This window comes from Burkholderia aenigmatica (assembly GCF_048627025.1).
Taxonomy (GTDB): domain Bacteria; phylum Pseudomonadota; class Gammaproteobacteria; order Burkholderiales; family Burkholderiaceae; genus Burkholderia; species Burkholderia aenigmatica.
The window spans coordinates 767,254-791,938 of record NZ_CP184468.1; the positions used below are offsets into that span (position 1 = coordinate 767,254).

The 24,685-nt window shown below is 64.2% G+C and carries 22 protein-coding genes; 9 read left to right on the top strand and 13 right to left on the bottom strand.

The genetic code is table 11. From position 1 onward, the window contains the following. Positions 1-5 precede the first annotated feature (5 nt). Positions 6-1,919: a chorismate-binding protein gene (locus tag ACN8ZM_RS03660; protein WP_420210561.1), complete on the top strand. Its 1,914-nt coding sequence runs from the start codon at positions 6-8 to the stop codon at positions 1,917-1,919. Positions 1,920-2,039: 120 nt separating this feature from the next. Here ACN8ZM_RS03660 and panB read toward each other — a convergent pair whose 3' ends face one another. Genes panB through hda form a run of 6 tightly spaced genes read right to left on the bottom strand, consistent with a single transcriptional unit; the run spans position 2,040 to position 7,126 of the window. Then, the gene (panB, locus tag ACN8ZM_RS03665; protein ID WP_011351027.1) at positions 2,040-2,855 is read right to left on the bottom strand and encodes a 3-methyl-2-oxobutanoate hydroxymethyltransferase; all 816 of its coding nucleotides are present in this window, start codon (positions 2,853-2,855) and stop codon (positions 2,040-2,042) included. Between the two features lie 45 nt (positions 2,856-2,900). Next, positions 2,901-3,587 carry a deoxynucleoside kinase gene (locus ACN8ZM_RS03670; RefSeq protein WP_301770290.1) on the bottom strand — a complete coding sequence of 229 codons (687 nt, stop codon included), beginning with the start codon at positions 3,585-3,587 and terminating at the stop codon, positions 2,901-2,903. Next, complete coding sequence (gene folK / locus ACN8ZM_RS03675; protein ID WP_043189526.1) at positions 3,584-4,126, bottom strand: 2-amino-4-hydroxy-6-hydroxymethyldihydropteridine diphosphokinase; 543 nt, start codon at positions 4,124-4,126, stop codon at positions 3,584-3,586. The genes ACN8ZM_RS03670 and folK overlap by 4 nt, the downstream gene beginning before the upstream one ends. Positions 4,127-4,161: 35 nt before the next feature. Beyond that, positions 4,162-5,697, bottom strand: coding sequence for a polynucleotide adenylyltransferase PcnB (gene pcnB / locus ACN8ZM_RS03680; protein WP_420210562.1), 1,536 nt, complete (start codon positions 5,695-5,697; stop codon positions 4,162-4,164). Between the two features lie 5 nt (positions 5,698-5,702). Further along, positions 5,703-6,380: an HAD family hydrolase gene (locus ACN8ZM_RS03685; RefSeq protein WP_043189522.1), complete on the bottom strand. Its 678-nt coding sequence runs from the start codon at positions 6,378-6,380 to the stop codon at positions 5,703-5,705. Positions 6,381-6,391: 11 nt separating this feature from the next. After that, positions 6,392-7,126: a DnaA regulatory inactivator Hda gene (hda, locus tag ACN8ZM_RS03690; protein WP_043189520.1), complete on the bottom strand. Its 735-nt coding sequence runs from the start codon at positions 7,124-7,126 to the stop codon at positions 6,392-6,394. Between the two features lie 250 nt (positions 7,127-7,376). On the opposite strand from hda, the gene purM reads away from it, so the two are divergent. Both purM and ACN8ZM_RS03700 read left to right on the top strand, forming a co-directional pair. Beyond that, entirely contained in the window at positions 7,377-8,432 is a 1,056-nt protein-coding gene (gene purM, locus ACN8ZM_RS03695) for a phosphoribosylformylglycinamidine cyclo-ligase (RefSeq protein WP_006484927.1), read from the top strand. A gap of 113 nt (positions 8,433-8,545) precedes the next feature. Then, the gene (locus ACN8ZM_RS03700) at positions 8,546-8,941 is read left to right on the top strand and encodes a YybH family protein (RefSeq protein ID WP_205824284.1); all 396 of its coding nucleotides are present in this window, start codon (positions 8,546-8,548) and stop codon (positions 8,939-8,941) included. Positions 8,942-8,975: 34 nt separating this feature from the next. Here the strand turns inward: ACN8ZM_RS03700 and tet are convergent, their stop codons facing one another. After that, entirely contained in the window at positions 8,976-10,169 is a 1,194-nt protein-coding gene (gene tet / locus ACN8ZM_RS03705) for a Tet(A)/Tet(B)/Tet(C) family tetracycline efflux MFS transporter (protein ID WP_420210563.1), read from the bottom strand. 57 nt (positions 10,170-10,226) lie between these two features. Here tet and tetR point away from each other — a divergent pair, with 57 nt between their 5' ends. Next, positions 10,227-10,865, top strand: coding sequence for a tetracycline resistance transcriptional repressor TetR (tetR, locus tag ACN8ZM_RS03710; protein ID WP_420210974.1), 639 nt, complete (start codon positions 10,227-10,229; stop codon positions 10,863-10,865). A 5-nt stretch (positions 10,866-10,870) separates the two neighbouring features. On the opposite strand, the gene miaA is transcribed toward tetR, so the two are convergent. Further along, positions 10,871-11,845 (bottom strand): tRNA (adenosine(37)-N6)-dimethylallyltransferase MiaA, encoded by a 975-nt coding sequence (gene miaA, locus ACN8ZM_RS03715; RefSeq protein WP_420210564.1) that lies wholly within the window; start codon positions 11,843-11,845, stop codon positions 10,871-10,873. Further along, positions 11,842-13,833 (bottom strand): DNA mismatch repair endonuclease MutL, encoded by a 1,992-nt coding sequence (mutL, locus tag ACN8ZM_RS03720; RefSeq protein WP_420210565.1) that lies wholly within the window; start codon positions 13,831-13,833, stop codon positions 11,842-11,844. The genes miaA and mutL overlap by 4 nt, the downstream gene beginning before the upstream one ends. 173 nt (positions 13,834-14,006) lie before the next feature. On the opposite strand from mutL, the gene ACN8ZM_RS03725 reads away from it, so the two are divergent. After that, positions 14,007-14,690, top strand: coding sequence for a DedA family protein (locus ACN8ZM_RS03725; RefSeq protein ID WP_043189505.1), 684 nt, complete (start codon positions 14,007-14,009; stop codon positions 14,688-14,690). Positions 14,691-14,762: 72 nt separating this feature from the next. Here the strand turns inward: ACN8ZM_RS03725 and ACN8ZM_RS03730 are convergent, their stop codons facing one another. The 4 genes from ACN8ZM_RS03730 to ACN8ZM_RS03745 form a co-directional block, all read right to left on the bottom strand. Next, positions 14,763-15,575: a mechanosensitive ion channel family protein gene (locus ACN8ZM_RS03730; RefSeq protein WP_420210566.1), complete on the bottom strand. Its 813-nt coding sequence runs from the start codon at positions 15,573-15,575 to the stop codon at positions 14,763-14,765. A 198-nt stretch (positions 15,576-15,773) separates the two neighbouring features. Next, complete coding sequence (locus ACN8ZM_RS03735; RefSeq protein ID WP_175024415.1) at positions 15,774-17,201, bottom strand: mannose-1-phosphate guanylyltransferase/mannose-6-phosphate isomerase; 1,428 nt, start codon at positions 17,199-17,201, stop codon at positions 15,774-15,776. A 461-nt stretch (positions 17,202-17,662) separates the two neighbouring features. After that, positions 17,663-19,579 carry a capsular polysaccharide biosynthesis protein gene (locus ACN8ZM_RS03740; protein ID WP_420210567.1) on the bottom strand — a complete coding sequence of 639 codons (1,917 nt, stop codon included), beginning with the start codon at positions 19,577-19,579 and terminating at the stop codon, positions 17,663-17,665. After that, positions 19,576-20,727: a glycosyltransferase family 4 protein gene (locus ACN8ZM_RS03745; protein ID WP_420210568.1), complete on the bottom strand. Its 1,152-nt coding sequence runs from the start codon at positions 20,725-20,727 to the stop codon at positions 19,576-19,578. Before ACN8ZM_RS03745 ends, ACN8ZM_RS03740 begins: the two co-directional genes overlap by 4 nt. A 154-nt stretch (positions 20,728-20,881) precedes the next feature. On the opposite strand from ACN8ZM_RS03745, the gene ACN8ZM_RS03750 reads away from it, so the two are divergent. The 4 genes from ACN8ZM_RS03750 to ACN8ZM_RS03765 all read left to right on the top strand — a co-directional run bounded on the left by ACN8ZM_RS03750 (position 20,882) and on the right by ACN8ZM_RS03765 (position 24,681). After that, entirely contained in the window at positions 20,882-22,054 is a 1,173-nt protein-coding gene (locus tag ACN8ZM_RS03750; protein WP_420210569.1) for a polysaccharide biosynthesis/export family protein, read from the top strand. A 73-nt stretch (positions 22,055-22,127) separates the two neighbouring features. Further along, positions 22,128-23,234: a hypothetical protein gene (locus tag ACN8ZM_RS03755; protein ID WP_420210570.1), complete on the top strand. Its 1,107-nt coding sequence runs from the start codon at positions 22,128-22,130 to the stop codon at positions 23,232-23,234. Beyond that, complete coding sequence (locus ACN8ZM_RS03760; RefSeq protein WP_124680602.1) at positions 23,224-24,018, top strand: ABC transporter permease; 795 nt, start codon at positions 23,224-23,226, stop codon at positions 24,016-24,018. The genes ACN8ZM_RS03755 and ACN8ZM_RS03760 overlap by 11 nt, the downstream gene beginning before the upstream one ends. A gap of 9 nt (positions 24,019-24,027) precedes the next feature. Beyond that, on the top strand, positions 24,028-24,681 hold the full coding sequence (locus tag ACN8ZM_RS03765) for an ABC transporter ATP-binding protein (protein ID WP_420210571.1): 654 nt from the start codon (positions 24,028-24,030) through the stop codon (positions 24,679-24,681). Positions 24,682-24,685 lie beyond the last annotated feature (4 nt).

A 24,685-nucleotide genomic window follows, 5' to 3' on the forward strand; every position in this document is an offset into this window, starting at 1 on the left:
ACAGCATGACTGAAGGCAACGAGAGCGCGTCGTTCGCGCTCTTGGACGATTGCGACTCGACCGCGTCCGCGCGGTCGAGTCGTTTGTATTCGGGATTCGTGCGCGAACGCGTGTGCACGGATCCGGCTCGCCTCGACGAGGTCGATGCGGCGGTGGCGCAGGATCTGCGCGACGGGCTGCATGCGGTCGTCGTCGGCGATTACGAATTCGGACGCAACCTGCAACGAGCGCAGCCGGGCCATGCCCCGCTGCGCTTTTTGCTGTATGCGCGCTGCGAGCGCCTGTCGCGCGACGAAGTCGACGCGTGGCTCGCGCAGCAGGACGGCGGCGCAACGCCGTCGATCGCGGGCGTCGCGCATGTCGAAAAGAGCGTGTCGCGCGATGCGTTCGACGCGGCGATCGCCGCGGTGCACGACGCGCTGCGCGCGGGCGATTCGTATCAGGTCAACTACACGTACCGGCTGAACTTCGACGTGTTCGGCACGCCGCTTGCGCTGTACCGGCGGTTGCGGGCGCGCCAGCCGGTGCGCTACGGCGTGCTGATCGCGTTGCCCGACGGACCATGGGTCGTGTCGTGTTCGCCCGAGCTGTTCGTCGAGAAGCACGGCGACGTGCTGGGCGCGCGGCCGATGAAGGGCACGGCACCGCGTTCGGCCGACCCTCGCGACGATGCGGCGGCGGCCGCGTTCCTCGCGAACGATCCGAAGAACCGCGCGGAAAACGTGATGATCGTCGACCTGCTGCGCAACGACGTGTCGCGGATCGCGCGCACCGGGACGGTCCGCGTGCCGGCGCTGTTCTCCGTCGAGCCGTATGCGTCGGTGTGGCAGATGACGTCGACGGTCGAGGCCGGTTGGCGCGACGGGACGACGTTCGCGCAGATGCTGCGTGCGCTGTTTCCGTGCGGATCGATCACGGGCGCGCCGAAGTACAAGACGATGCAGTTGATCGATGCGATCGAGTCGACGCCTCGGGGGCTCTACACGGGCGCGATCGGCTGGCTCGACGCTGCGAAGCAAGGCGCCGATTCCGATGAGCCGGGCGATCGCCTGGCCGGTTGTGGCGATTTCTGCCTGTCGGTGGCGATCCGTACGCTGACGCTCGACGCAGCCGGCGAAGGTGCAGTCGATGCCGACGCACGCAATCCGGCAACGGCAACCGCCGGCCGGCGCCGCGGCACGATGGGCGTCGGCGCGGGCATCGTGCTCGACAGCGTCGCGGCCGACGAATATGCGGAGTGCGAATTGAAAGCGCGATTCCTGACGGATGCCGATCCCGGCTTCCAGCTGTTCGAAACGACTGCCGCCACGCGTGCGGACGGCATCCGGCATCTCGATCGCCATCTCGCGCGGCTGCAGCGTAGCGCGGATGCGTTCGGTTTCCACTTCGACGCCGATGCATTGCGTCGCGAGATCGACGCGCGCTGCGCGGCGCTCGACGGCGACGGCGCTTACCGGATGAAGCTCGCGCTGGCGAAAGACGGCACGGTCGAGATCGTCTCGGCACCGCTCAAGCCGCTGCCGGCGGGGCCGGTCGGCGTGCTGCTGGCGTCCGCGCACGGCTTCGCACCGACCCGTGCGAGCGATGCGCTGCTGCTGCACAAGACCACACGCCGCGCCGAATTCGATCGCGCATGGCAGGCGGCGGAGGCTCTTGGCGGGTTCGACATGCTGTTCGTCAACGAGCGCGGCGAGGTGACGGAAGGCGGGCGCTCGAACCTGTTCGTGAAGCTCGACGGCCAGTGGGTGACGCCGCCGCTCGAGTCTGGCGTGCTGCCGGGCGTGATGCGCGGCGTGCTGCTCGACGATCGCGCGTTCGGTGCGACGGAGCGGGTCGTGACCGGCGACGATCTCGCGCGTGCGGACGCGCTGCTGCTGACCAACGCGCTGCGCGGCGCGCTCGACGCGGTATTGAAGTAACCGGCTGATAATCGATCGTTGTCGGCAGTGCAGAAAAGAAAAAGCGCGGCGCCCCGCAAAGGGCGCCGCGCTTTTTTCATCACGGGGCCGGCGAACGCATCGCTGGCCCCGTGAAGGACGTCAGAACGAGTGCTCGGGGCCGGGGAACGAACCGTCCTTTACCGCGCGCACGTACGCTTCGACGGCCGCCTGGATGTTCGGCTCGCCCTGCATGAAATCCTTCACGAAGCGCGGCCGCTTGCCGGGGAACACGCCGAGCATGTCGTGCAGCACGAGCACCTGGCCCGAGCAGTCGGCGCCGGCGCCGATGCCGATCGTCGGCACGCGCAGCATGTGTGTGACTTCGGAGCCGATCAGCGTCGGCACCGCTTCGAGCAGGACGACCTGCGCACCGGCTGCTTCGACCGCGCGCGCGTCGCGCAGCAGTTGCGCGGCACCGGCTTCGGTCTTGCCCTGCACCTTGAAGCCGCCGAACGCGTGCACCGATTGCGGCGTAAGGCCCACGTGCGCGCACACGGGCACCGCGCGCTCGACGAGGAAGCGGATCGTCTCGGCGAGCCATTCGCCGCCTTCGAGCTTGACCATCTGCGCACCGGCGCGCATCAGCTTGACGGAGCTCGCGAACGCCTCGGCCGGCGTGCCGTACGTGCCGAACGGCAGGTCGGCCATGATCAGCGCGCGCGGCTGCGCACGGGCGACACAGGCGGTGTGATACGCGATGTCGTCGAGCGACACGGGCAGCGTGGTCGTATGGCCCTGCAGTACGTTGCCGAGCGAATCGCCGATCAGCAGCACGTCGACGCCCGAACGGTCGAGCAGTGCGGAAAAGCTCGCGTCGTAGCAGGTGAGCATCGCGATCTTCTCGCCGGCGTCGCGCATTGCCTGCAGCTTGGGCACCGTGACGGCAGGCCGGCTCGATTCCTGGAGATAGGTCATGGGAAATCCGGTTCGAATGGGTAAGGAACGACAGGCGAGGACGCGTCAGCGCGTCGTCTCGCCCTTGACGAAGAACTCCTTGCGGCCGCGCATCGTCTCGATGCGCTCGACCAGCAGCGCGAGATCTTCGGGGGAGTCCAGCGGGTTCAGGTGTTCTGCGGCGACCGTCAGCACCGGCGTGCGGTCGTAGTGGTAGAAGAATTCGTTGTACGCGTCGACGAGCGAGCGCAGGTACGCATCGCTGATCTGCAGCTCCATCGGCAGCCCGCGCTTCTGGATCCGCGAGAACAGCACTTCAGGGCTCGCCTGCAGATAGACGACGAGGTCGGGCGACGGCGCCTGCGGCACGTCGACGTGCGTCGCGACCGAGCGGTAGAGCTGCCATTCGTCGTCCGGCAGGTTCAGCCGCGCGAAGATGTCGTTCTTCTGCGGCATGAAATCGGCGACGACCGGGCGGCCCGTTTCGAGCGCGCCGATCAACTCGCGCGCCTGCTGCGCGCGCTGCAGCGCGAACGACAGCTGCACGGGCAGCGCGTAGCGCGCGGTGTCGCGATAGAAGCGTTCGAGGAACGGGTTGTCCTGCGGGCGCTCGAGCAGCGTCTGCATCGACCAGCGTTCGGCGAGCAGGCGCGCGAGCGTCGTCTTGCCGACGCCGATCGGGCCTTCGATCACGAGATAGCGGTGCGGGGCGCGCAGGTCGGGCGCGGTGACGGTGAGGGGAGTCGGGGTCATCGGCAGCGGTTCTTGTCGGCGTCTTCGCTGGCAGCCAGCGCCTTCTGCATCAGGCACTGGCAGGTCTGCACCTTCTCGACGCGCTGGTCCGCGACGGCGGCGAGGAAGGCATCGGCACGGCCGCGCGCGGGGATGTCGAGTGCCGGCTCGATTTCGACGAGCGGCACGAGCGCGAACGCACGGTCGGTGAGACGCGGGTGCGGGACGATCAGGTCGGGCTCGTCGATCGAGTCGGCGCCGAACAGCAGGATGTCGAGATCGAGCGTGCGCGGCGCGTTGCGATACGGACGCTCGCGGCCGAAGTGATGTTCGATCTTCTGGCAAAGCGCGAGCAGCTCGCGGGCCGACAGCGTCGTGTCGAGCTTGACGACGCAGTTGTAGTAGTCGTCGCCGCCCGCTTCGAAGGGCGCCGTGCGATACAGGCTCGATTTGCCGAGGATCGAGATGGTGCGCTGCTGTGCGAGGCACACCACCGCGTCCTTCAGGGTCTGGCGCGCATCGCCGAGATTCGCCCCCAGTCCGATATATGCAACCGTCATGGCATCACTTCCTACGTCGTTCGCCGGCGAGCGCGTCAGTCGTCGGAACCGCCCGAGGTGTCCGGTGCCTGCTCGGCGGCACCTTCACCCGGCTTGCGGTTGCGCACACCGCCGCGGCGGCGCCGCTTGCGGGGCGATTTTTCCTTCGAGCCGCCTTGCGTGAGCAATGCCTCGCGAGCGGCCGCGTCGCCTTCGATGAAATCCGTCCACCACTGTCCGACTTCCGCATCGAGCTCGCCGGATTCGCAGCGTAACAGGAGGAAATCATACCCCGCTCTAAACCTTTGGTGTTCCAGCAGCCGCATCGCGCTGCGGCCCGAGCGTTTCTCGAGGCGCAACTGCAGGCCCCAGATCTCGCGCATGTCGGCCGAATAACGCTTGTGGATCGCGAGCTTCTCGGTCTGCATGTCGAGCACGTCATCCATCGCGCGATGGAGCGCCGGCACCGGGATTTCGCCTTCGGCCGTGTATTGCTCGAAGCGCTGGCGCATGTCGTGCCACAGCAGCGTCGCGAACAGGAAGCCCGGTGAGACCGGCTTGCCGGCGCGCACGCGTGCATCGGTGTTGTTCAGCGCGAGCGTGATGAACTTCTCGCCCTGCGGCTGTTCGAGCACGACGTCGAGGAGCGGCAGCAGCCCGTGGTGCAGGCCTTCCTTGCGCAGCTGCTTCAGGCACGCGAGTGCGTGGCCCGACAGCAGCAGCTTCAGCATTTCGTCGAACAGGCGCGCGGCCGGCACGTTGTTGATCAGGTCGGCGAGCGCGTTGATCGGCTCGCGCGTATGCGGCTCGATCTCGAAACCGAGCTTCGCCGCGAAGCGCACGACGCGCAGCATCCGCACCGGATCCTCGCGGAAGCGCGTGGCCGGGTCGCCGATCATCCGCAACAGGCGGGCGCGCATGTCGGCCATCCCGTCGTGGTAGTCGAGCACCGTCTGCGTCGACGGGTCGTAGTACATCGCGTTGATCGTGAAGTCGCGGCGCGCGGCATCTTCGTGCTGCTCGCCCCACACGTTGTCGCGCAGCACGCGGCCGCTCGCGTCGACTGCGTGCGTGCGGCGATCGAGTTCGTCGCGCTTCAGGCGCTTCGGCGGCTCCGAGGCGGCCGCCTCGGGCGGCGCATCGACCAGCGCGCGGAACGTCGACACTTCGATCAACTCCTGGCCGAACTGCACGTGGACGATCTGGAAGCGGCGGCCGATCAGGCGTGCGCGGCGGAACAGGCGCTGCACTTCGGTCGGCGTTGCGTCGGTCGCGACGTCGAAGTCCTTCGGCGCGATGCCGAGCAGCAGGTCGCGTACCGCACCGCCGACGATGAATGCACGGAAGCCTGCCTGCTGCAGCGTGTCGGTCACGCGCACGGCATTCTTCGAGATCAGCGCCGGGTTGATGCCGTGCACGCTGGCCGGCACGACGGTCGGTTCATGGTTGCTGCGCGGTTTCTTCGCGCCGCCTCGGGCGCCTTTCGACGCGCGCGGGGCAGCAGGGGCCGCTTCGTCGGCCGGGGCCGGTGCGGGAGACGTTTGCTCGGCTTCGTCCTGACCGAGCAGCTTGCGGATGAATTTTTTGATCACGACGTTCAGAAGAGATCGAGGATGCGCCAGCCGCGGTTGCTTGCATGCGCACGCAGCGTGTCGTCAGGGTTGGTCGCGATCGGGTCGGTGACTTTCTCGAGCAACGGAATGTCGTTGTGCGAGTCGCTGTAGAAATAGGTGTGCGCGAAGTCGCTCCATTGCTTGCCGAGCGACGCGAGCCACGCTTCGGTTCGCACGATCTTGCCTTCGCGATAGCTCGGCGTGCCGGTCGGCCGGCCCGTGTACGGCGAATCGGGATGCCCGTCGGTCGTTTCGGCCTCGCAGGCGATCAGCGTGTCGACGCCGAACGCGGTGGCGATCGGGCGCGTGATGAATTCGTTGGTCGCCGTCACGACGCAGCACAGGTCGCCCGCATCGAGGTGCTTGCGCACGAGCTCGAGCGCGGCGGGTGTCATGGCGGGGCGGATCACCTCGTGCATGTACTGTTCGTGCCATTCGGCGAGCTGCGCGCGCGAATACTTCGCGAGCGGCGTGAGCATCGCCGTGAGGTACGCGTGGATGTCGAGCTTGCCGGCCTTGTAGTCGGCGAAGAACTGATCGTTCTGACGCGAGAAGCTTTCCGCGTCGACGATACCGAGCTTCACCATGAAGCGGCCCCATTCGTGGTCGCTATCGGTCGGGATCAGCGTGTGATCGAGGTCAAAGAGTGCCAGATTAGTCATGGAAGCGCATTTTACTCGAAGCGGTTCGGGCCCGTGCCCGGTGGTGTGATGTCGTCGCCGGGACGCGCCAGCATGCGGCGCAGCAAAGGCAGCGTGACGGCGCGTTTTTGCTCGAGCGAAAAGCGGTCGAGCGCGTCGAGCAGCGCCATCAGGCTCGGCATGTCGCGGCGGAAATGGGTCAGCAGGTAGGCGGCGATATCGTCGGTGAGCGCGATCCCGCGCTCCTTCGCCGCGAGCTTGAGCACGGCGATCTTGCCGGCGTCGGACGGCGGCGACAGGTGGAACACGAGCCCCCAGCCGAGGCGCGTGCGGAGATCCTCGCGCACGTCGAGCGCGAGCGGCGCCGCGGGGCCTGCCGCGACGAACGCGCTCGACGGGTGCGCGCGCACTTCGTTGAACAGGTTGAACAGCGCGACCTGCTGCGCGTCGCTCATCCGGTCGCAGTCGTCGATCGCGTAGATGCCGATGCGCGGGTCGAACGTGAACGCGCCGAGCGGGCTTTGCGGCGTCAGGTAGCGCGCATAGCCATACGACGCGTCGCTCACGAGCGCCTGCAGCAGATGGGTGCGGCCGCAGCCGGGCTCGCCCCAGATGTAGAACGATCGATCCGGCACGGGGCCCGCCGCGAGCGCGAGGTCGAGCTTCTGCAGGCGCGAGATGAGCTCGTCGTTCTCCTCGTTCATGATGAAGTTGTCGAACGTGGCGGGCGGCGGCGTGCCGAGATCGAGCGTCAGTTGACGGGACACAACAGTCACAATGCGGGTCGGTTGAAAATACGCGTGCCGTACGCCGGGCACGCGCCGGGAACTGCGCCTTCACGGGCTTCACGCGCGCCCGCACGCACGGCGCCATGCCGGTTTCGGCGCGGTTCGCTCGGCGATGAAAACGGGGACGTGTTGACCAAGATGCAATCCCTGACGATTCGGTGCTGGGAATTCCGGCCAACCGGCCGGCTTCGGGTAAAATCGCATTTTACCGACCTTCTCGCATTCCCCCATGAATCCTCCGAAATCCGCTCCTGACGCTCAGGGTCTGTCCTATCGCGACGCAGGTGTCGACATCGACGCGGGCGACGCGCTCATCGACAAGATCAAGCCTTTTGCGAAGAAAACCCTGCGCGACGGCGTGCTCGGCGGCATCGGCGGGTTCGGCGCGCTGTTCGAAGTGCCGAAGAAGTACAAGGAGCCCGTGCTCGTGTCGGGCACCGACGGCGTGGGCACCAAGCTCAAGCTGGCGTTTCATCTGAACAAACACGACACCGTCGGCCAGGATCTCGTCGCGATGAGCGTGAACGACATCCTCGTGCAGGGCGCCGAGCCGCTGTTCTTCCTCGACTACTTCGCGTGCGGCAAGCTCGACGTCGACACCGCTGCAACGGTCGTCAAGGGCATTGCACAGGGTTGCGAACTGTCGGGCTGCGCGCTGATCGGCGGTGAAACGGCCGAAATGCCGGGCATGTACCCGGACGGCGAATACGACCTGGCCGGCTTCGCGGTCGGCGCGGTCGAGAAGAGCAAGATCATCGACGGCAGCACGATCGCCGAAGGCGACGTGGTGCTGGGCCTCGCATCGAGCGGCATCCACTCGAACGGCTTCTCGCTCGTGCGCAAGATCATCGAGCGTGCGAACCCCGACCTGTCGGCCGATTTCCACGGCCGCTCGCTGGCCGACGCGCTGATGGCGCCGACGCGCATCTACGTGAAGCCGCTGCTCGCGCTGATGCAGAAGCTGTCGGTGAAGGGCATGGCGCACATCACGGGCGGCGGTCTCGTCGAGAACATTCCGCGCGTGCTGCGCGAAGGCCTCACCGCCGAGCTCGACCAGAACGCGTGGCCGCTGCCGCCGCTGTTCAAGTGGCTCCAGGAGCACGGCGGTGTCGCCGATGCGGAAATGCACCGCGTGTTCAACTGCGGCATTGGCATGGCCGTGATCGTCTCGGCGGCCGATGCCGACGCAGCGATCGCCGACCTGACCGCCGCCGGCGAACAGGTGTGGAAGATCGGCACCGTGCGTGCGACCCGCGAAGGCGAGGCGCAGACGGTCGTGGTCTGACGCACTGCCTGCAGCAGATGCAGCAAGGAAAGCCGCCCGGAGTCGATCCGGGCGGCTTTTTTTTCGGACTTCGCGTGGAATACGGACGCGCGCCGACGAAGGAGGGAATGACGATGACCGAGGACGAACACGCGATCCGCGCGCTCGTGGACAACTGGTTCGTGTCGAGCCGGCGCGGTGACCTGGCGACCGTGCTCGACCTGATCGCCGACGACGCGATCTTCATGGTGGCCGGCAAGCCGCCGTTCGACAAGGCGGCGTTTGCGGCCGCGTCGCGTGACGCGAACGCCGGGGGCGGGCCCGCGCCGAAGATCGACGGCCGGTACCGGATCGACGAGCTGCGCGTATTGGGCGACTGGGCGTACCTGCGCAATTTCATCGAGATCGAGGCGACCCCGCCGGGCGGCGAGACGATCCGCCGCTCGGGCCATACGCTGACGATCTTCCGCAAGGCCGACGGCCGCTGGCAGCTTGTGCGTGACGCGAATCTCGTGACGCTCGCGCATTGAGCGCGACGGCGGGCGTGACGGTGCCCGCCGATGCTCATGCGGATGGCCGCGTCGCACCCGCTGGCCGCGCACCGGCCAGCAACGGCGGGACGAGCAGATAGAGCAGCGCCGCCGCGGCCCAGACGAGCCCCGGCCACGTCGCGCGTGTCGCCGCATAGGTTGCGGTGACGACCAACGGGCCCGCGACGCCGATCAGGCTCGCCACGCTCGCGAGCGCGCCTTGCAGTTCGCCCTGGCGCGCATCGTCGACCTGCCGCGCGAGCATCGCCTGCAACGCCGGCAGCGTCATGCCGCCCGCCGCGAACAGCGGCAGCAGCGCGAACGGCACCCACGCGGCGGTCGCGAACGCGATCGCCGCGAGGCCGAGCGCGTCGCCCGCGAGGCCCAGTGCGAGCGCGCGGCGTTCGCCGAGCCGCGCGATCAGCGGCCCGATCGCGAATGCCTGCGCGAGTGCGTGACACGCACCGTAGCCCGCGAGCGACAGCCCCGCGATCGGCGTCGACCAGCCGAAATGTTCCTGGCCGTACAGGATCCATAGCGTCGCGGGTGCCTGCGACACCAGCGCCACGATCACGTAAATGCCGATCAGCGGTACGAGCGCCGGTGAGCCGCTCAGCCTGCGCAGGCTGGCGAACGGGTTGAGCGCGCCGACCGCATGGCCTTCGCGGGCCGAACGCGGCCGCGATTCCGGCAGCGCGCGCCAGACGAGCGCGAGATTGAGCGCATTGAGCACGGCGGCCGCGACGAACGGCGCGCGCACCTGCAGCGCGCCGAGCAGGCCGCCGATCAACGGGCCCGCGATGAAGCCGATGCCCATCATCGCGCCGAGCTGGCCGAAGCGTCGTGCGCGGTCGGGTTCGGTGGTGACGTCGGTCATGTACGCAGTCGCGACCGCGACGTTCGCGCCGGTGATGCCCGCGATCAGCCGCCCGACGTAAAGCCAGGCGAGCGTCGGCGCGAGCGCCATCAGCAGGTAGTCGAGCGCCGCGCCCGCGAGCGACACGAGCAGGACGGGCCGGCGGCCGAAGCGGTCGCTCAGCGCGCCGAGCAGCGGGGCGCACAGGAACTGCGCGAACGCGTACAGCGCGAGCAGGATCCCGTAGTGGGTGTCGGTGCTGCCTGCGTCGGCGAGCGAGCGCAGCAGCCCGGGCAGGATCGGCATCACGATCCCGACGCCGATCGCGTCGAGCAGGACCGTGGCCAGGATGGCAATCAGGGACGGATTCAAGAGTGTGACTCTATCGGTGATAGAGTAGCGATTATTCCACAGCTTTCCCTATCGGTGATAGAGACGAAGGGCACGGGGGCGCGGCTGACGCGCGACACGGTACTGCGCGCGGCGCTCGAACTGCTCGACGAAGTCGGGATAGACGGGCTGTCGACACGGAAGCTCGCCGAGCGGCTCGGCGTGCAGTCGCCGACGCTTTACTGGCATTTTCGGAACAAGGCCGAACTGCTCGACGCGATGGCCGAGGCGATCATGCTCGAGCGTCACGATGGGTCGCTGCCGCGGCCGGGCGACGCGTGGGATACGTGGCTGGTCGACAACGCGCGCAGTTTCCGTCACGCGCTGCTGGCGTATCGCGACGGCGCGCGCCTGCATGCCGGCACGCGGCCGCGCGCGCTGCATTTCAGCTCGATCGAACGCAAGGTCGCGCTGCTCGGCGACGCGGGTTTCACGCCGGACGAAGCGGTCGACGTGATGTATGCGCTGGGCCGCTTCGTGGTGGGCTGGGTGCTGGAGGAGCAGGCGGACCCGGGCGGCAACGCCGATGCGCCGCTGCCGGATGCGGCCGAGTATCCGCTGCTCGCGAAGGGCTGGGCCGCGCTGCGCGAGCGCAGCGGCGACGAGGCGTTCGAGCGTGGGGTCGCGTGGATCGTCGATGGTGCCCGCGCGCGCCTGGCAGCGCGCGAGCGCGGCTGACGCGGTCAGCCCGGCGTGCTGCCGTCGAGCACGCGTTCGAGCGCGTCGAGTGCGCGGGCCGTCGCGTCCGGCGCGATGCAGTCGACGACGATCCGCTCCGGCATCGCGCGCAGCCAGGTGATCTGGCGCTTGCAGAGCTGGCGCGTCGCGAAGATGCCCTTGTCGCGCATTGTCCGGTAGTCGGTGTCGCCGTCGAGGAACTCCCACGCCTGCCGGTAGCCGACACAGCGCATCGACGGCAGGTCGGGATGGAGATCTTCGCGACGGCGCAGCCGCTCGACTTCGTCGATGAAGCCCGCGTCGAGCATCGCGTCGAAGCGCTGCGCGATCCGTGCGTGCAGTACCGCGCGATCGGACGGTTCGAGCGCGACCGGCACGAAGCGGTAAGCGGCGGCCGCATCGTCGGTGCGCCGCGGCGCGGCGAGCAGCACCGACATCGGCTGCCCGCTCAGCATGAACACTTCGAGCGCCCGCTGGATCCGTTGCGAATCGTTCGGCGCGAGCCGCGCGGCCGTATCGGGATCGACTTGCGCGAGCCGCGCGTGCAGTGCGGGCCAGCCGTCGCGCTCGGCTTCGGCATCGAGGGTCGCGCGCACGTCCGGATCGGCGCCCGGCAGGTCGTTGAGCCCCTGCGTCAGCGCCTTGTAGTACAGCATCGTGCCGCCCGCGAGCAGCGGCGTGCGGCCGCGCGCGGCGATCTCGCCGATCAGGCGCAGCGTGTCCGCGCGGAAACTCGCGGCCGAATACGCGTCGGCCGGATCGATGATGTCGATCAGGTGGTGCGGCACGCTTGCGCGCTCGTCGCGCGACGGCTTCGCGGTGCCGATATCCATGTCGCGGTAGACGAGCGCCGAATCGACGCTGACGATCTCGATCGGGCGGCGCGCGGCGAGCGCCAGCGCCGCGGCCGTCTTGCCCGAAGCGGTGGGGCCGAGCAGGCAGGCGATCGTCGTCGGGCCGGAGTGCGGTGCCGCGCTCATTGGCCGCGCATGAAGAGGCGGTCGAGATCGTTCAGCGTGAGCTGATACCACGTCGGCCGGCCGTGATTGCACTGGTCCGCGCGTTCGGTCGCCTCCATCTGTCGCAACAGCGCGTTCATCTCGTCGAGCGTCAGGCGCCGGTTCGCGCGCACTGCGTGGTGGCAGGCGAGCGTGCCGAGCAGTTCGTGCTGACGCTCGGTGAGCACACGCGAGCCGCCGAACGCATGCAGGTCGGCGAGCACCGCGCGCGCGAGCGACTGCAGGTCGGCATCCTTCAGCAGTGCCGGGACCGCGCGGATCGCGAGCGTCGTCGGCGACAGCACCGCCAGGTCGAAGCCGAGCGATTCGAGCGTGTCGCGTTCTTCCTCGACCGTGCCGATCTCGATCGGCGTGGCCGTCATCGATACCGGCAGCAACAGCGCCTGCACGGCGACCGAGCGGTCGGCAAGCGCGTTCTTGAACTGTTCGTACAGGATCCGCTCGTGGGCCGCGTGCATGTCGACGATCACGAGGCCGTGCGCGTTCTGCGCGAGCACGTAAATGCCGTGGATCTGGCCGAGCGCGAAGCCGAGCGGCTGCTCGTCGTGCGCGGTGGCGGCGATCGGCGAGGCGGTGAAGCCCGGCAAGGGCGCGACGGGTGCGCCGGCCGAATCGCGTGCGATGGTCGTTGTGCCGTCCGGCGTGCCGGCGCCCGTATCCTTGCGGCCGAACAACGCGTCGTAAAGCGCGAGCGGCTGCGCGACTGGCAGCGTGCCCTGAGTCATCCGTGCCTGGCGCATCCAGGTGTTTCCGGTCGATGAGGACGACGGCGACGAGAAGCCGCTGCCGCCGCTGCCGCCGGTCGCGTGGCCCTGGCTCTGCCCGAGCGGCGTATCCAGGAACGACGACGGCCCGCGCGGTGCCGGTTCGAGATGCGCGGCATGGCCGCCCGCCGTGGTTTCCGGCGACGCACCCGCGTGGCGCGCGAGCGCGCGCTGGACCGCATGGAACACGTACTGGTGGATCGAGCGCGAATCGCGGAAGCGCACCTCGATCTTCGACGGGTGCACGTTGACATCGACGGCTTCGGGCGGCAGGTCGAGGAACAGCACGTACGACGGGTAGCGGTCGCCGTGCAGCACGTCCTCGTAGGCCGCACGCACCGCGTGCGTCAGCAGCTTGTCGCGCACGAAGCGGCCGTTGACGAAGAAATATTGCTGGTCGGCGCGCCCGCGGCTCGCGGTCGGCAGGCCTGCGCAGCCGTAGACCGCCAGCGGGCCGGCCTGCTCGTCGAGCGGCAGGTGCGCGGTTGCGAAGCTGTCGCCGAGGATCTTCGCGACGCGCTGCGCGGGCTCGGTCGCATTCCAGTGCTCGACCGCCTTGCCGTTGTGCAGCACCGAGATCGCGACGTCCGGCCGCGCGAGTGCCGCACGGCGGATCATTTCCAGGCAGTGGCCGAACTCGGTCTGCTCGCTCTTCAGGAACTTGCGCCGCGCGGGCGTGTTGAAGTACAGCTCGCGGACCTCGATCGTCGTGCCGGTCGCACCGGCGGCGGGCGACAGCACGCCCGTCTGCGCATCGATCTTCATCGCATGCGCGGCATCGGCCGTCCGGCTCGTGATCGACATCTCGGCGACCGATGCGATCGACGCGAGCGCTTCGCCGCGGAACCCGAGCGTGGCGACCGCCTCGAGCTCCTCGAGCGAGCGGATCTTGCTGGTGGCATGGCGCATCAGCGCGAGCGCGAGCTCGTCCGGCGGAATGCCGCAGCCGTCGTCGGTGATTGAGATGCGCTTGACGCCGCCTTCTTCCAGCACGATGCGCAGCGTCGTGGCGCCGGCGTCCATCGCGTTCTCGAGCAGCTCCTTGACGACCGACGCCGGGCGTTCGACGACCTCGCCGGCGGCGATCTGGCTGATCAGCTGGTCGGGCAGGGGCTGGATCGCGCGCAGCGGGCGCGGAGCGGGGGCGGGCGCGGCGCCCGCGGCCGTTTCGGTGATATCGGACATGGCCGAATTATAGCGAGGCGGCGAATGCGTGCCGGGGCGACCGGCGGTTACGTTTTTTCACGGAGCCTTAAGGTAGTTTCGGTATCATGGGTTCGGTACACGCACCGCCTTGACCGGCGGGCGCGTCAGCCTTTTTCGGCCGTTCCGGCCCTTTCGCCATCGAGGAATCGCATTTGGATACGCTGCTTCATTTCGTCAACCTGGTCCTGCATATCGACGCCTTCCTCGGCGATTTCATCCGGCAGTACGGCGCATGGGTCTATCTCATGCTGTTCCTGATCGTGTTCTGCGAGACGGGGCTCGTCGTGTTCCCGTTCCTGCCCGGCGATTCGCTGCTGTTCATCGGCGGCGCGTTCGCGGCGACGGGTGAAATGAACGTTGGCGCGCTGATCGTGCTGCTGCTCGTCGCAGCGGTCACCGGCAACACCGTGAACTACCTGATCGGCCGCTGGGTTGGCCCGAAGGTGTTCAATACCCATATCCCGGTGCTCGAGCGCTTCCTCGATCGCGCCGCGCTGCAGAAAACCCACTCGTTCTACGACAAGCACGGCGGCAAGACGATCGTGCTCGCGCGCTTCATCCCGGTCGTGCGGACGTTCGCGCCGTTCGTTGCGGGCGCGTCGTCGATGAGCGTCGCGCGCTTCCAGTTGTTCAACGTGATCGGTGCGCTGGTGTGGGTGCTGCTGCTTGTGCTGCTCGGCTATTTCTTCGGCAATATCCCGTTCATCCGCCAGTATCTGAACGTGATCGTGCTGGCCGGGATCGGTGCGGCGGTCGTCCCGGTCGCGCTCGGCGCGGTCTGGAAGCTCGTGCGCGGGCGGCAGTCGGATAACGCGCAGAAGACGGGCGGGCGTTGAGCGGAAGCTTCGTTTTCAGGGCAATAAAAAAAGCGTGGCGGGTGCCACGCTTTTTTTCGTCCGGTGCCGCCGTTACGCGTTGCGATGCGAGATCGGGGTTTCGGGCGTCGGGTATTGCGCGTCGCGGAACGTCTCGAGGATCACGCGGTTGGTGTCGCAGTACACCTGCCAGTAGTTTTCCGGTTGCGTGGACGGGCGCACGAACAGCAGCGGACCTTCCGGCGTGAACTGCAGCACGCCGACGTCCGGTGCCGGAGTGGTCAGCACGTTCGGGATCTGCTGGATCGACGTCTTCAGGCGGTTGATCGCGTCGACCGCATCGACACCGTTCGCGATCTTCGCGGTCAGGTCGACACGACGGTACGACGTCGCGCTGTAGTTCGCGATGTTGTCCGAGAAGATCTTGTTGTTGCCGACGATCGTCACGATGTTGTCGGGCGTGATGATCGTCGTGCCGAACAGGCCGAGTTCCTTCACGGTGCCCGTGACGCCGCCGGCATTGATCACGTCGCCGATCTTGAACGGACGCAGCACCTGCATGAACACGCCTGCGGCGAAATGCGCGAGCAGGCCGCCCCAGGCGGTACCGATCGCGAGGCCGAGGCCGGCGAGCAGGGCGGCGAACGAAGTCGTCTGCACGCCGAAGATCTGCAGGATCGCGAGGATCAGCAGGATCGTCAGCAGCACGCCGACGACGGAGGTCAGGTAGTCGGTCAGGGTCGGGTCGACCTTGCCGCTACGGCGCACGACCTTGCCGAGCAGGCGGGTACCGATGCGGATTGCCCAGCGGCCGACGAACCACAACACGATCGCGGCGAGGAGGTTGAGGCCGAAGTCGAGGCCGCGGGTCATCAGGAATTGCTGGGCTGTGGCGAGATCGATCATGCGTTCTCCGAAGTCGAGGGTAGAAAGGGCGGCGCATGCACCGGGTGGGTGGCGCTTTTATAACCTGACCTGTGACGGGCGGGCAACCTGCCTGACATTGCTTGACGTAATGAAAAACGGGCAGGACGCGTGTGCGTGCTGCCCGTTGCGGGTGCCGGTCGTGGCCTGTGGTGGCGCTTGACCGGGAAGGTGGGTTGCTTACGACGCTGCGCGGCCGTAGGTGTCTTCGAAACGGACGATGTCGTCCTCACCGAGATACGCACCCGACTGGACTTCGATCAGTTCGAGCGGGATCTTGCCCGGATTCGTCAGCCGGTGGGTCGCGCCGAGCGGGATGTAGGTCGACTGGTTCTCGGTCAGCATGAGTTCCTTGTCGCCGTTCGTGACCATCGCCGTGCCCTTCACGACAATCCAGTGCTCGGCACGATGGTGGTGCATCTGCAGGCTCAGCTGCGCGCCGGGGTTCACGATGATGCGCTTGACCTGGAATCGGTCGCCCTGGTCGATGCCCTCGTAGGCGCCCCACGGGCGGACGACGCGGCGATGCGTAACCGATTCGTGACGACCGGAGGCATTCAGCCACTCGACGATTTTCTTGACGTCCTGCGCTTTGTCGCGATGCGCGACCAGCACGGCGTCGGCGGTTTCCACGATGACGATGTCGTCGAGGCCGATAGCGGCAACCATCCGGTGTTCCGCGCGGATGTACGAGTTCTTCACCGCGTCGGTGAAGATGTCGCCGATGAGCGCATTGCCCTGCTCGTCGGCGTCAGCAATTTCCGCAAGCGCGCTCCACGAGCCGATATCGTTCCAGCCGAGGTCCGCTGCCGCGACGACTGCGGCGCGTTCGGTCTTTTCCATGACCGCATAGTCGATCGAGACGTTGGGGCAGGCTGCGAACACGTCCGCGTCCAGACGGACAAAGTCGTTGTCCCGCTTGGCGGATTCGAAGGCGAGTTCAGCCTGACGGGCGATCTCCGGTGCATGGCGATGCAATTCTTCCATGTACGTGGACGCCTTCAGCATGAACATGCCGCTGTTCCAGTAGTAATTGCCGTCGCTCAGGAAGCGCTCGGCCGTCGGCGTGTCGGGCTTCTCGACAAACGCGTCGACCTTGTAAACCTGCTTGCCGTCGGCGACGGCCGGGCCGCGGCGGATATAGCCGAAGCCGGTGTGCGCTTCCGTCGGCGTGATGCCGAACGTGACGAGGCGCTGATCTGCTGCGATGGCCGCTGCCTCACCGGCTGCAGCGATGAATGCCGGCTCGTTGAGGATGACGTGGTCCGACGGCAGCACCAGCAGCAGTGCGTTGGGCGATTCGCGCATGGCGAGCAGCGCCGCGATTGCGATGGCGGGCGCGGTGTTGCGGCCGACCGGCTCGAGCACGATCGACGATGGCGTAATGTTGACCTGGCGAAGTTGTTCCGCGACCAGGAAGCGTTGTTCGTTGTTGGTGACGACGATGGGCGCCGCGGCACTGGGAATGTGCTGAAGGCGGATCGCCGTCTGCTGGACGAGCGTCTGGTCGCCCGTCAGCTTCAGGTATTGCTTCGGATAGCCGCCACGCGACATGGGCCACAGGCGGGTGCCACTGCCGCCACACAGGATTACCGGATAAATGTTCATAGAGAGATGTCAGGCAGTGCAAGATCGAACAATTGATTCGCATTCTGCCACGCCGGGCTGTGCGAACGCTTTGTAGGCATCGTATTTTTACGTAATTTTTCCTTCAAATCCTTCATTCTCGTGACCGCAGTGTGACGTTGAAGCAAATACACAAGCTTTCAACGAAACAATATTTTCCATGTGCGGGCCGCTTGCTTTCATGCAGGCCCAAGTGATTTGTCATTTTGGCAAGGTGCCTGAATGCAATGGTGCCTTTGCAGCGGCTACTGACTTACCTGGAAAACCCAGTGGCATGTCCAGCCTTTAGTGGCCGACCGCCCGGGGCATGCCAGTGTACGGCCCGACGGTGTTCAGCCGGGATTTCTCGATGATCGACTGAACCATCCAGGCAGTATTTTCCGGAAGGAACGAACAATGAGTTTTTCAGTATCCGAGTCCCCCTCGGTTCAACGTCGATTGGTCTACTTGCCATGAACCGAGCGAAATGTCCGTTGTGGCGTCGTGTTCGGTTGCGTTCGCAATTCAAAACTTTTCCGACATTGCCATGCGAGGTACCACAGGCCGTTTCTGCTCCAGCGGATGGCTTTACGCAACAGCCGCAGGCGGTCGCCTTCTATTTTTTCCAGAGGCCGGGACGCTGTACTTGCAAGCTGCCGCACGATTGCCTCCGGCGTGGTGAATAGTCGGAGCGACCAGTCCCAGTAAAGCGGATACCGGAGCAGCACCCCGGCCGTCAGCATGTCAAGCGTCAGCTCGCGGGTGCGCCACGGTTGCTCGAGCGCATCGTGTGTCAACCCCCAGCCGGAATAGAAAGGAAGTCCATACGTATGGACGCGCTTTCCGCGAATCAGGGCCTCAAAGCCGGATAGCGACGAGAGCGTATGCACTTCGTCAGCGATCTCGATCAGGGAAATGAGGTCGGAGTCGCGATCTACGGCATTGGCGAGCGACGCCGCGTCGATCAGGCCGCGTCGATTGCCCGAGAGGACATCGGGATGCGGCTTATAGACGATGAACGCGTCCGGGCAGCGCAGGCGTACTTCGTGCAGCAGATCCTCGGCAGTCGAGATGTGCTGCGTGCCAAGGCGGACAGCCGCGTCGTCGGCGACCTGGCCGGGCACCAGCACGATGCGCTGGTCGCGCGGGGCGCTCCACGTGGGGCGGCGACGACCGAGGTTGTATTTGGTGACGCCCAGGTTGGCGATGTCGTGACGCAGCTGGCGCGCGCGGGACAGTTCGGCGTCGGTGAAGTCCGCGGTGTTGAGTATGGCGGTCAGATCGCTCGGACGGGTCGCGTCGAAGTAGATGCCGCGCCGGTCGATGATCTGGCTGCACGGCGCAATGTGATCGGAGCCGAGGCCTGTCGAGTGAAAAAATCCGTCTTCGAGTCGGATCATGGGTGTGTCTTTCGGCAGCCCGGTTGCGCTACGTCCGCCCCATACAACCGCGTGTTCATCCTTGCGCGTCTGCTCCGGCCTGTCGATCCAGCGCAGGGAGGCGCCACCGGCTGTCAGGTATGGCGTGGCGTAGGGTCGCTTCCACCATTGGAAACGGATGCCGGCGAGGCGCGGGAAGTCGGCGAGGCGCAGTATCGCCGCACGATGAGCTTCGATCGTGGCGAGAAGCGCGTCGAGCGTGCCTGGATTGCGCGTGACCGGATCGACGTGGCGCGCGAGGCGCAGGAATACGGTGGCGAAGAGGGTGTCCAGCGACGCCTGCGTGTTTCTCGCCGGTTGGGGGACATGGTCGTGAGTCAGGCCCCACCCCGCGTAGTACGGGGTTCCGAACACATGCAACGGAATGCCGTGAAGCAAGGCCTGCAGGCCTTCCCCGGCGGAAACCGTGTAGACGTGATCGAAGTGTGCGATGGATGCACAGAGGGATCCGCTTGCATCGAGTTGCCGAAGCGTCTTTGCCGGCAGGGAAACATGCGAAGAGAGGTATTCGCCAACGCGTTGGACGCCGTTACGGGCGAGCCAGATTTCCGAGTCGGGATGTTCGCGATGAGCGGCGTCCACCATATCGGTGAACTGCGTGATTCGCCCGGATTTCGAGCGGCTCAAGCTGTCCGGCAGCGGCTCGTCGATCAGGAGCACGCGCGTGGTACCGGTGCGTTCGAGCAGATCGGGGTGAGCGCGCGGCGCAAGGTTGGGCGGATCGAACACGCATGCGTCGCGGAAACGCTCCATCAACGTGCGTACATCCTGAGGGGCGTCTTCGGCCAGAGCGGCGTCGATGCAGGCGATCCAGGCCTGCGGGGTTTGCTCGGCAAGCGGCGCGGCGAACCACGACAAATCGGGACCGGCGCGACGAGGCATGATGCCGTTCGACCAGAGATGCAGGTGCGAGCTGGCGGGGCCGAACGGTGCGACGCTCATTGAGAAAACGTTTCCAGAAATCGATCCACCTGCTCGAAATGCTGATGCCACGTCGGTGCCTGGAAGTGAGCGATACGAGCCAGTTGAGCGGTGCGCTCGGCACTGTCGCTTTGCGAATAGGCGCGAATCCGTGCAATCCAGCCGGGACCGTCGAGCGGGTCCAGATAATCCGGGATGTCGTCCGCGATCTCGTGAAATACGCCGAGATCGCTGGCCAATACCGGAACGCCCAACGTAAGCGCCTCGACAAGCGGCATGCCGTAACCCTCGACGAACGACGGGAAGAGCAGCGCACGCGCGTGTTGCAACCAGGCGCGCAGACGTGTGTCGCTGCAACTCGATTCTTCGATGACGACACTTTTGATCGCATCGCAGCGCTCGAGCATGTCCACGACGTTCTCGCATTCCCAGCCGCGGCGCCCGATGACGACGAGCTTGGGTGCACGTTCACCGAGCGTTTCGACGAGCCGGCGCCAGACATGCAGCATGAACCAGTGATTCTTGCGTGGTTCGATCGTACCGAGCATCACGAAGTACGGCTCATCGAGCGGAGGCGGCGCGTTGTCGCGGGAGGTAATGCCTGGTGCGAGCCGGGCCACGACGCTGGGGGGCAGGGGAAGAGCGGCGCGATTGGCCTCGGTCTCGAGCGCGCCCAGCGTGTCCTGGGAGTTTGCGATCAGGCCGTCGGCGTGACGTAGTGCAGTATGGATACGTTGGCGATGCGCCGAGTCGACGCCGGGGCGGCAGTATTCTGCGTGAGTGAGCGGGATCAGGTCATGCACCATGAACACCGACCGGATATTGCGCTGTCGCATTGCACGGTGGTAGCGGAGGCGCTCCATGCCACTGTGACTCGTATGCAACAGAACCGCATTGTCGAATCGCTCGCGGCGCGGCGCCAGGAGGCCACGCATGACGAGCGTTCGAATCGTGGTGCGGGTGGGTGTCGGACCGAGCAGCAGATCGAAAGCTCGTTCAGAGTCTGCTCGGGAGAGCACTTTCGAATAGCCGAGTTCACTCAAAATCGCGCGGGCACGAGGTCGATAATGCTCGACATATGCGAGGCCGACGCGATCGACGCCAGTTGGCAACAAGCCGTCTGCAAGGCGCGACAGCAATCTGGAAATATCAAGACAGATATTCAACACGGCGGAGTGTAATGTCTTTGTGAGCGACCTGATTGCAGGCCGGGCCGTTCGAATCCCGCCATTCTACGAATTCTGACTAGGAAACGCAAAATTAATCTACCTCGTGAGACAATCCGGGTCGCTATTTGAATGACGTGAACGGACCTCCAAAAATATGTCAAGTGTATATCGCAGTGCGTGGGCGACGCTTATTGCCGGTGGTGTGATAGGACTAAGCGCCTGTTCGAGTATCCCGACTTCGGGGCCGAGCCGCTCGCAGATCAGCGATGCCGGTGCGCAGAATAGTCCCCAGGGAATCCAGATCGTTGACTTGACGGAGCAAGTCGCTCGCCGGCTCTACGCTGAACGTAGCAACGCAGATTTTGCGTCGGTATTGGGTGACGATACGTCATTTCAGCAGCAACTTGGCGTGGGTGACGTCGTCGAGGTGTCGATCTGGGAGGCGCCGCCGGCGACCCTGTTCGGGGGCAGCACGACTGACCTGGCCACCGGGAGCGTGCCAACCGGCGCGCGCGTGACCAAGCTGCCGGTTCAGGTCATCGATGGTGATGGGAACATCAACATCCCGTTCGTCGGAGCGGTTAAGGCACGAGGTCGTTCGCCGAGCGAATTGCAGGCCTATATCGCCGGTCGTCTGAAACCGATTGCGCACGACCCTCAAGTTCTGGTTCAACTGGCTCGCAACGAAACATCCTACGTCACGGTTGTGGGGGATGTGGTCAGCAGTACCCGTATGCAGCTCAGCGCGCGACGGGAGCGGGTCCTTGACGCGCTTGCATCTGCGGGCGGTGCCAAGCAGCCTGTCGACAAGGTGTTGATCCAGGTCACGCGCGGTCAGTCGGTGGCGTCGGAGCCCTTGCAATCGATCATCCGCAATCCCCGCCAGAACGTGCATCTCCGGGCCGGGGATGTGGTGACTGCGCTCTACGAGCCTTACAGTCTCACGGCCTTTGGGGCAACCGGCAAGAACGCCGAAATCAACTTTGAGGGTCAGGGCATAACCCTGGCGCAGGCGATGGCGCGGGCGGGAGGCTTGCAAGATTCTCGTGCCGACGCCCAGGGTGTATTCGTTTTCCGGCTGGAGGATCAGCGGGCGCTCAACTGGCCGACCGAGCCGGTTCGGACGACTGTTGACGGAAAGGTTCCTGTCATTTATCGCGTTAACTTGAAGGATCCGAATTCCTTCTTTGTGGCGCAAAGCTTCATGATGAACAACAAGGATCTTCTCTACGTCTCGAATGCACCGATCACGGAGCTTCAAAAGGTGCTGAATCTGGTGTTCTCTGTCGCGTATCCGATTGTGTCCGGCGTTCAGACGTTCAAGTAAGCAGGTGTGGTAGGTTGCCGGAAATTGGCTGAAAAGCAGAAAATATTTATCAAAGATCTATCGCGGACTGTTTATGAATTTTTTGCAGCGTATTAATCGATTGTTTCTCTTTACGGTAGTGGTGCCTACCGGAATTTCGTTGATCTACTTCGGACTGGTTGCAAGCGACCAGTACACATCGGTCAGTAGTTTCCTGATCCGTAGCCCGTCGACCTCCAGCGTACCGATGCTCGGGGGATTGCTGAAAAGTGTTGGAGGCGCTTCTCGGTCGGCCGAAGATTCGTATACGGTACAGAATTACATTCTGTCGCGTGATGCGATGGCACTGCTGAATCAGGAGCAGCACATCAAATCGGCATTTCAGAACAAGTCGATCGATTTTTTCAATCGCTTCGCTGGATTGAGCTGGAATGATAGCGTCGAAGAATTCTATCGATACTATACCGAGAAAATTGTCGATGTTCAGGTTGATGCAAATGCTTCCATTGTGACGCTCAATACCCATGCCTTTGATGCGAAGCTGGCTTGGAATATGAATAAGCGTCTGCTAGATCTGAGCGAGCAAATTGTCAATCAGATGAATGAGCGAGCTCGCCTTGATTTGATTAGCTCGGCGCAACGCGATGTAGACGCCGCGAAAGAAAAAGATCGTATTGCTGCACTCGCATTGGCAAATTACCGGAATACAGCTGGCGTGATTGATCCGGAACGTCAATCGTCGATTCCGTTGCAGCAAGTAGGCAAGCTCCAGGATCAGTTGATCACGACCCGTGTGCAAATTGCCGAAATGGAACGGCTATCGCCAGCCAACCCCGGTCTGCCTAATTTGCGGGAACGCGCAGTTCTGTTGCAAAAGGCCATTGATCAAGTGAGCCAACATGTCACCAGTGAGTCCGGACATTCACTCGCCAGTAAGGCAGCAGAGTTCCAACGACTGACGCTGGAGAAAGAGTTTGCTGATAAAATCCTCGCGAGCGCAATCAGTTCGCTCGAGCAGGCGCGAACCGAGGCCGAACGTAAGCAACTCTACCTCGAACGGATCGCCTCTCCCAACTTGCCCGATTACGCGATGTCGCCACGCCGTGGCCGAAGTATTCTCGCGACCTTCCTGCTTGGTGTGGTCTTGTGGGGTGTGCTGACCATTGTGATTGGTGGGGTGAAAGAGCATTATGACCGCTGAATACCGCCCGCCTACGTTCTGGGCTCAATTGCAGATCCAGCGCCGTGTAATCTGGGCGCTGGTAATGCGCGAAATGATTACTCGCTTCGGACGAGAGGGTCTAGGAGTATTGTGGCTGATGGCTGAGCCTGCGATGTTTATCGTCGGGGTGATGCTTATTTTCAGTCATACAGAGAAAATGACTGGGTACTCGGTGGCTGAGTATTTGGCCGTGAGCTATCCGACAATTTTATTTTGGAGAAACACGACGGCTCGCCTGCTAAAGGCCATCGAATTCAATCGCGCGCTCTTGCATCACAAGCCGATTCGTCCTATGGACATTCTTTATTCGCGCATTGTTCTCGAATTTGCAGGTGGGACAGCATCATTTCTTGTTCTGTATACAGTGTTGGTGATAATCGGTATTTGTCATCTCCCTGCAGATTTGTTGGCGATGCTCGTTGGATACTTTCTGGTGATGTGGTTCTCGTTTTGTTTTGTTATAACGATGGCGGCGTTGTCGGAATTGAGCGAAAGCATCGAACGAGTGTCACACGTGATCTTGTATCTGATGCTGCCGTTTACCGGGGTGTTTGTGCCGACATATCTCCTTCCGCCGCATATCGGAGAGATGATGATCTATTTTCCCTTGGTTGACGCGGTGGAATATTTTCATCATGGATATTACGGGGCGCGTATGCCTACGATGTATAACTTGGGATACACATTCTTCGTACTGTCGTTTTTCACGCTATTTGCTTTGTCGATAGCACATGTCGCAATTCGGCGTGTGCAGTTGCACTAGGAGTGGCCCGTGATCGAATTGCGTAATGTCAGCAAGCGCTATCCCATACATCATGGTCGCGCGGAGCGAGAGGTGCTAAAAGGCATCAATTTTCGCGTTCAATCTGGAGAGAAATGGGGAATTCTCGGGCGCAATGGGGCAGGGAAGTCCACATTGATTCGGATCATTAGCGGTTCAGATCGACCGCACTCGGGTGAGATCACCAAATCGATGTCGGTCTCATGGCCTTTGGCCTTTGGGGGTACATTCCAGGGGAGTTTGACGGGCAAGGACAATGTCCGCCTGATTTCGCGTGTCTACGATGTCGATTATCGAAAAACGCTTGACCTGGTCGAAGATTTTGCTGAGTTGGGCGGGTATCTCAACGAACCAGTCAAGTCGTACTCGTCGGGTATGGCTTCGCGCCTAGCGTTTGCCATTTCGATGTCGATTGAGTTCGATTGTTTTTTGATCGACGAGGGCATGTCCGTCGGGGATCATCGCTTCCATCAGAAATGTAATGTCGAGCTGTTTGAGAAGCGAGCTGATCGCGCCATGATCATCGTCGCACACCAAACCGATTTGATCCGGAATCACTGTGATAGGGCCGCAGTTCTGGATAACGGTGTGCTGAAGATTTGCGATTCGGTAGACGAAGCAATCCAGATTTACGAAGCATTATAATTTT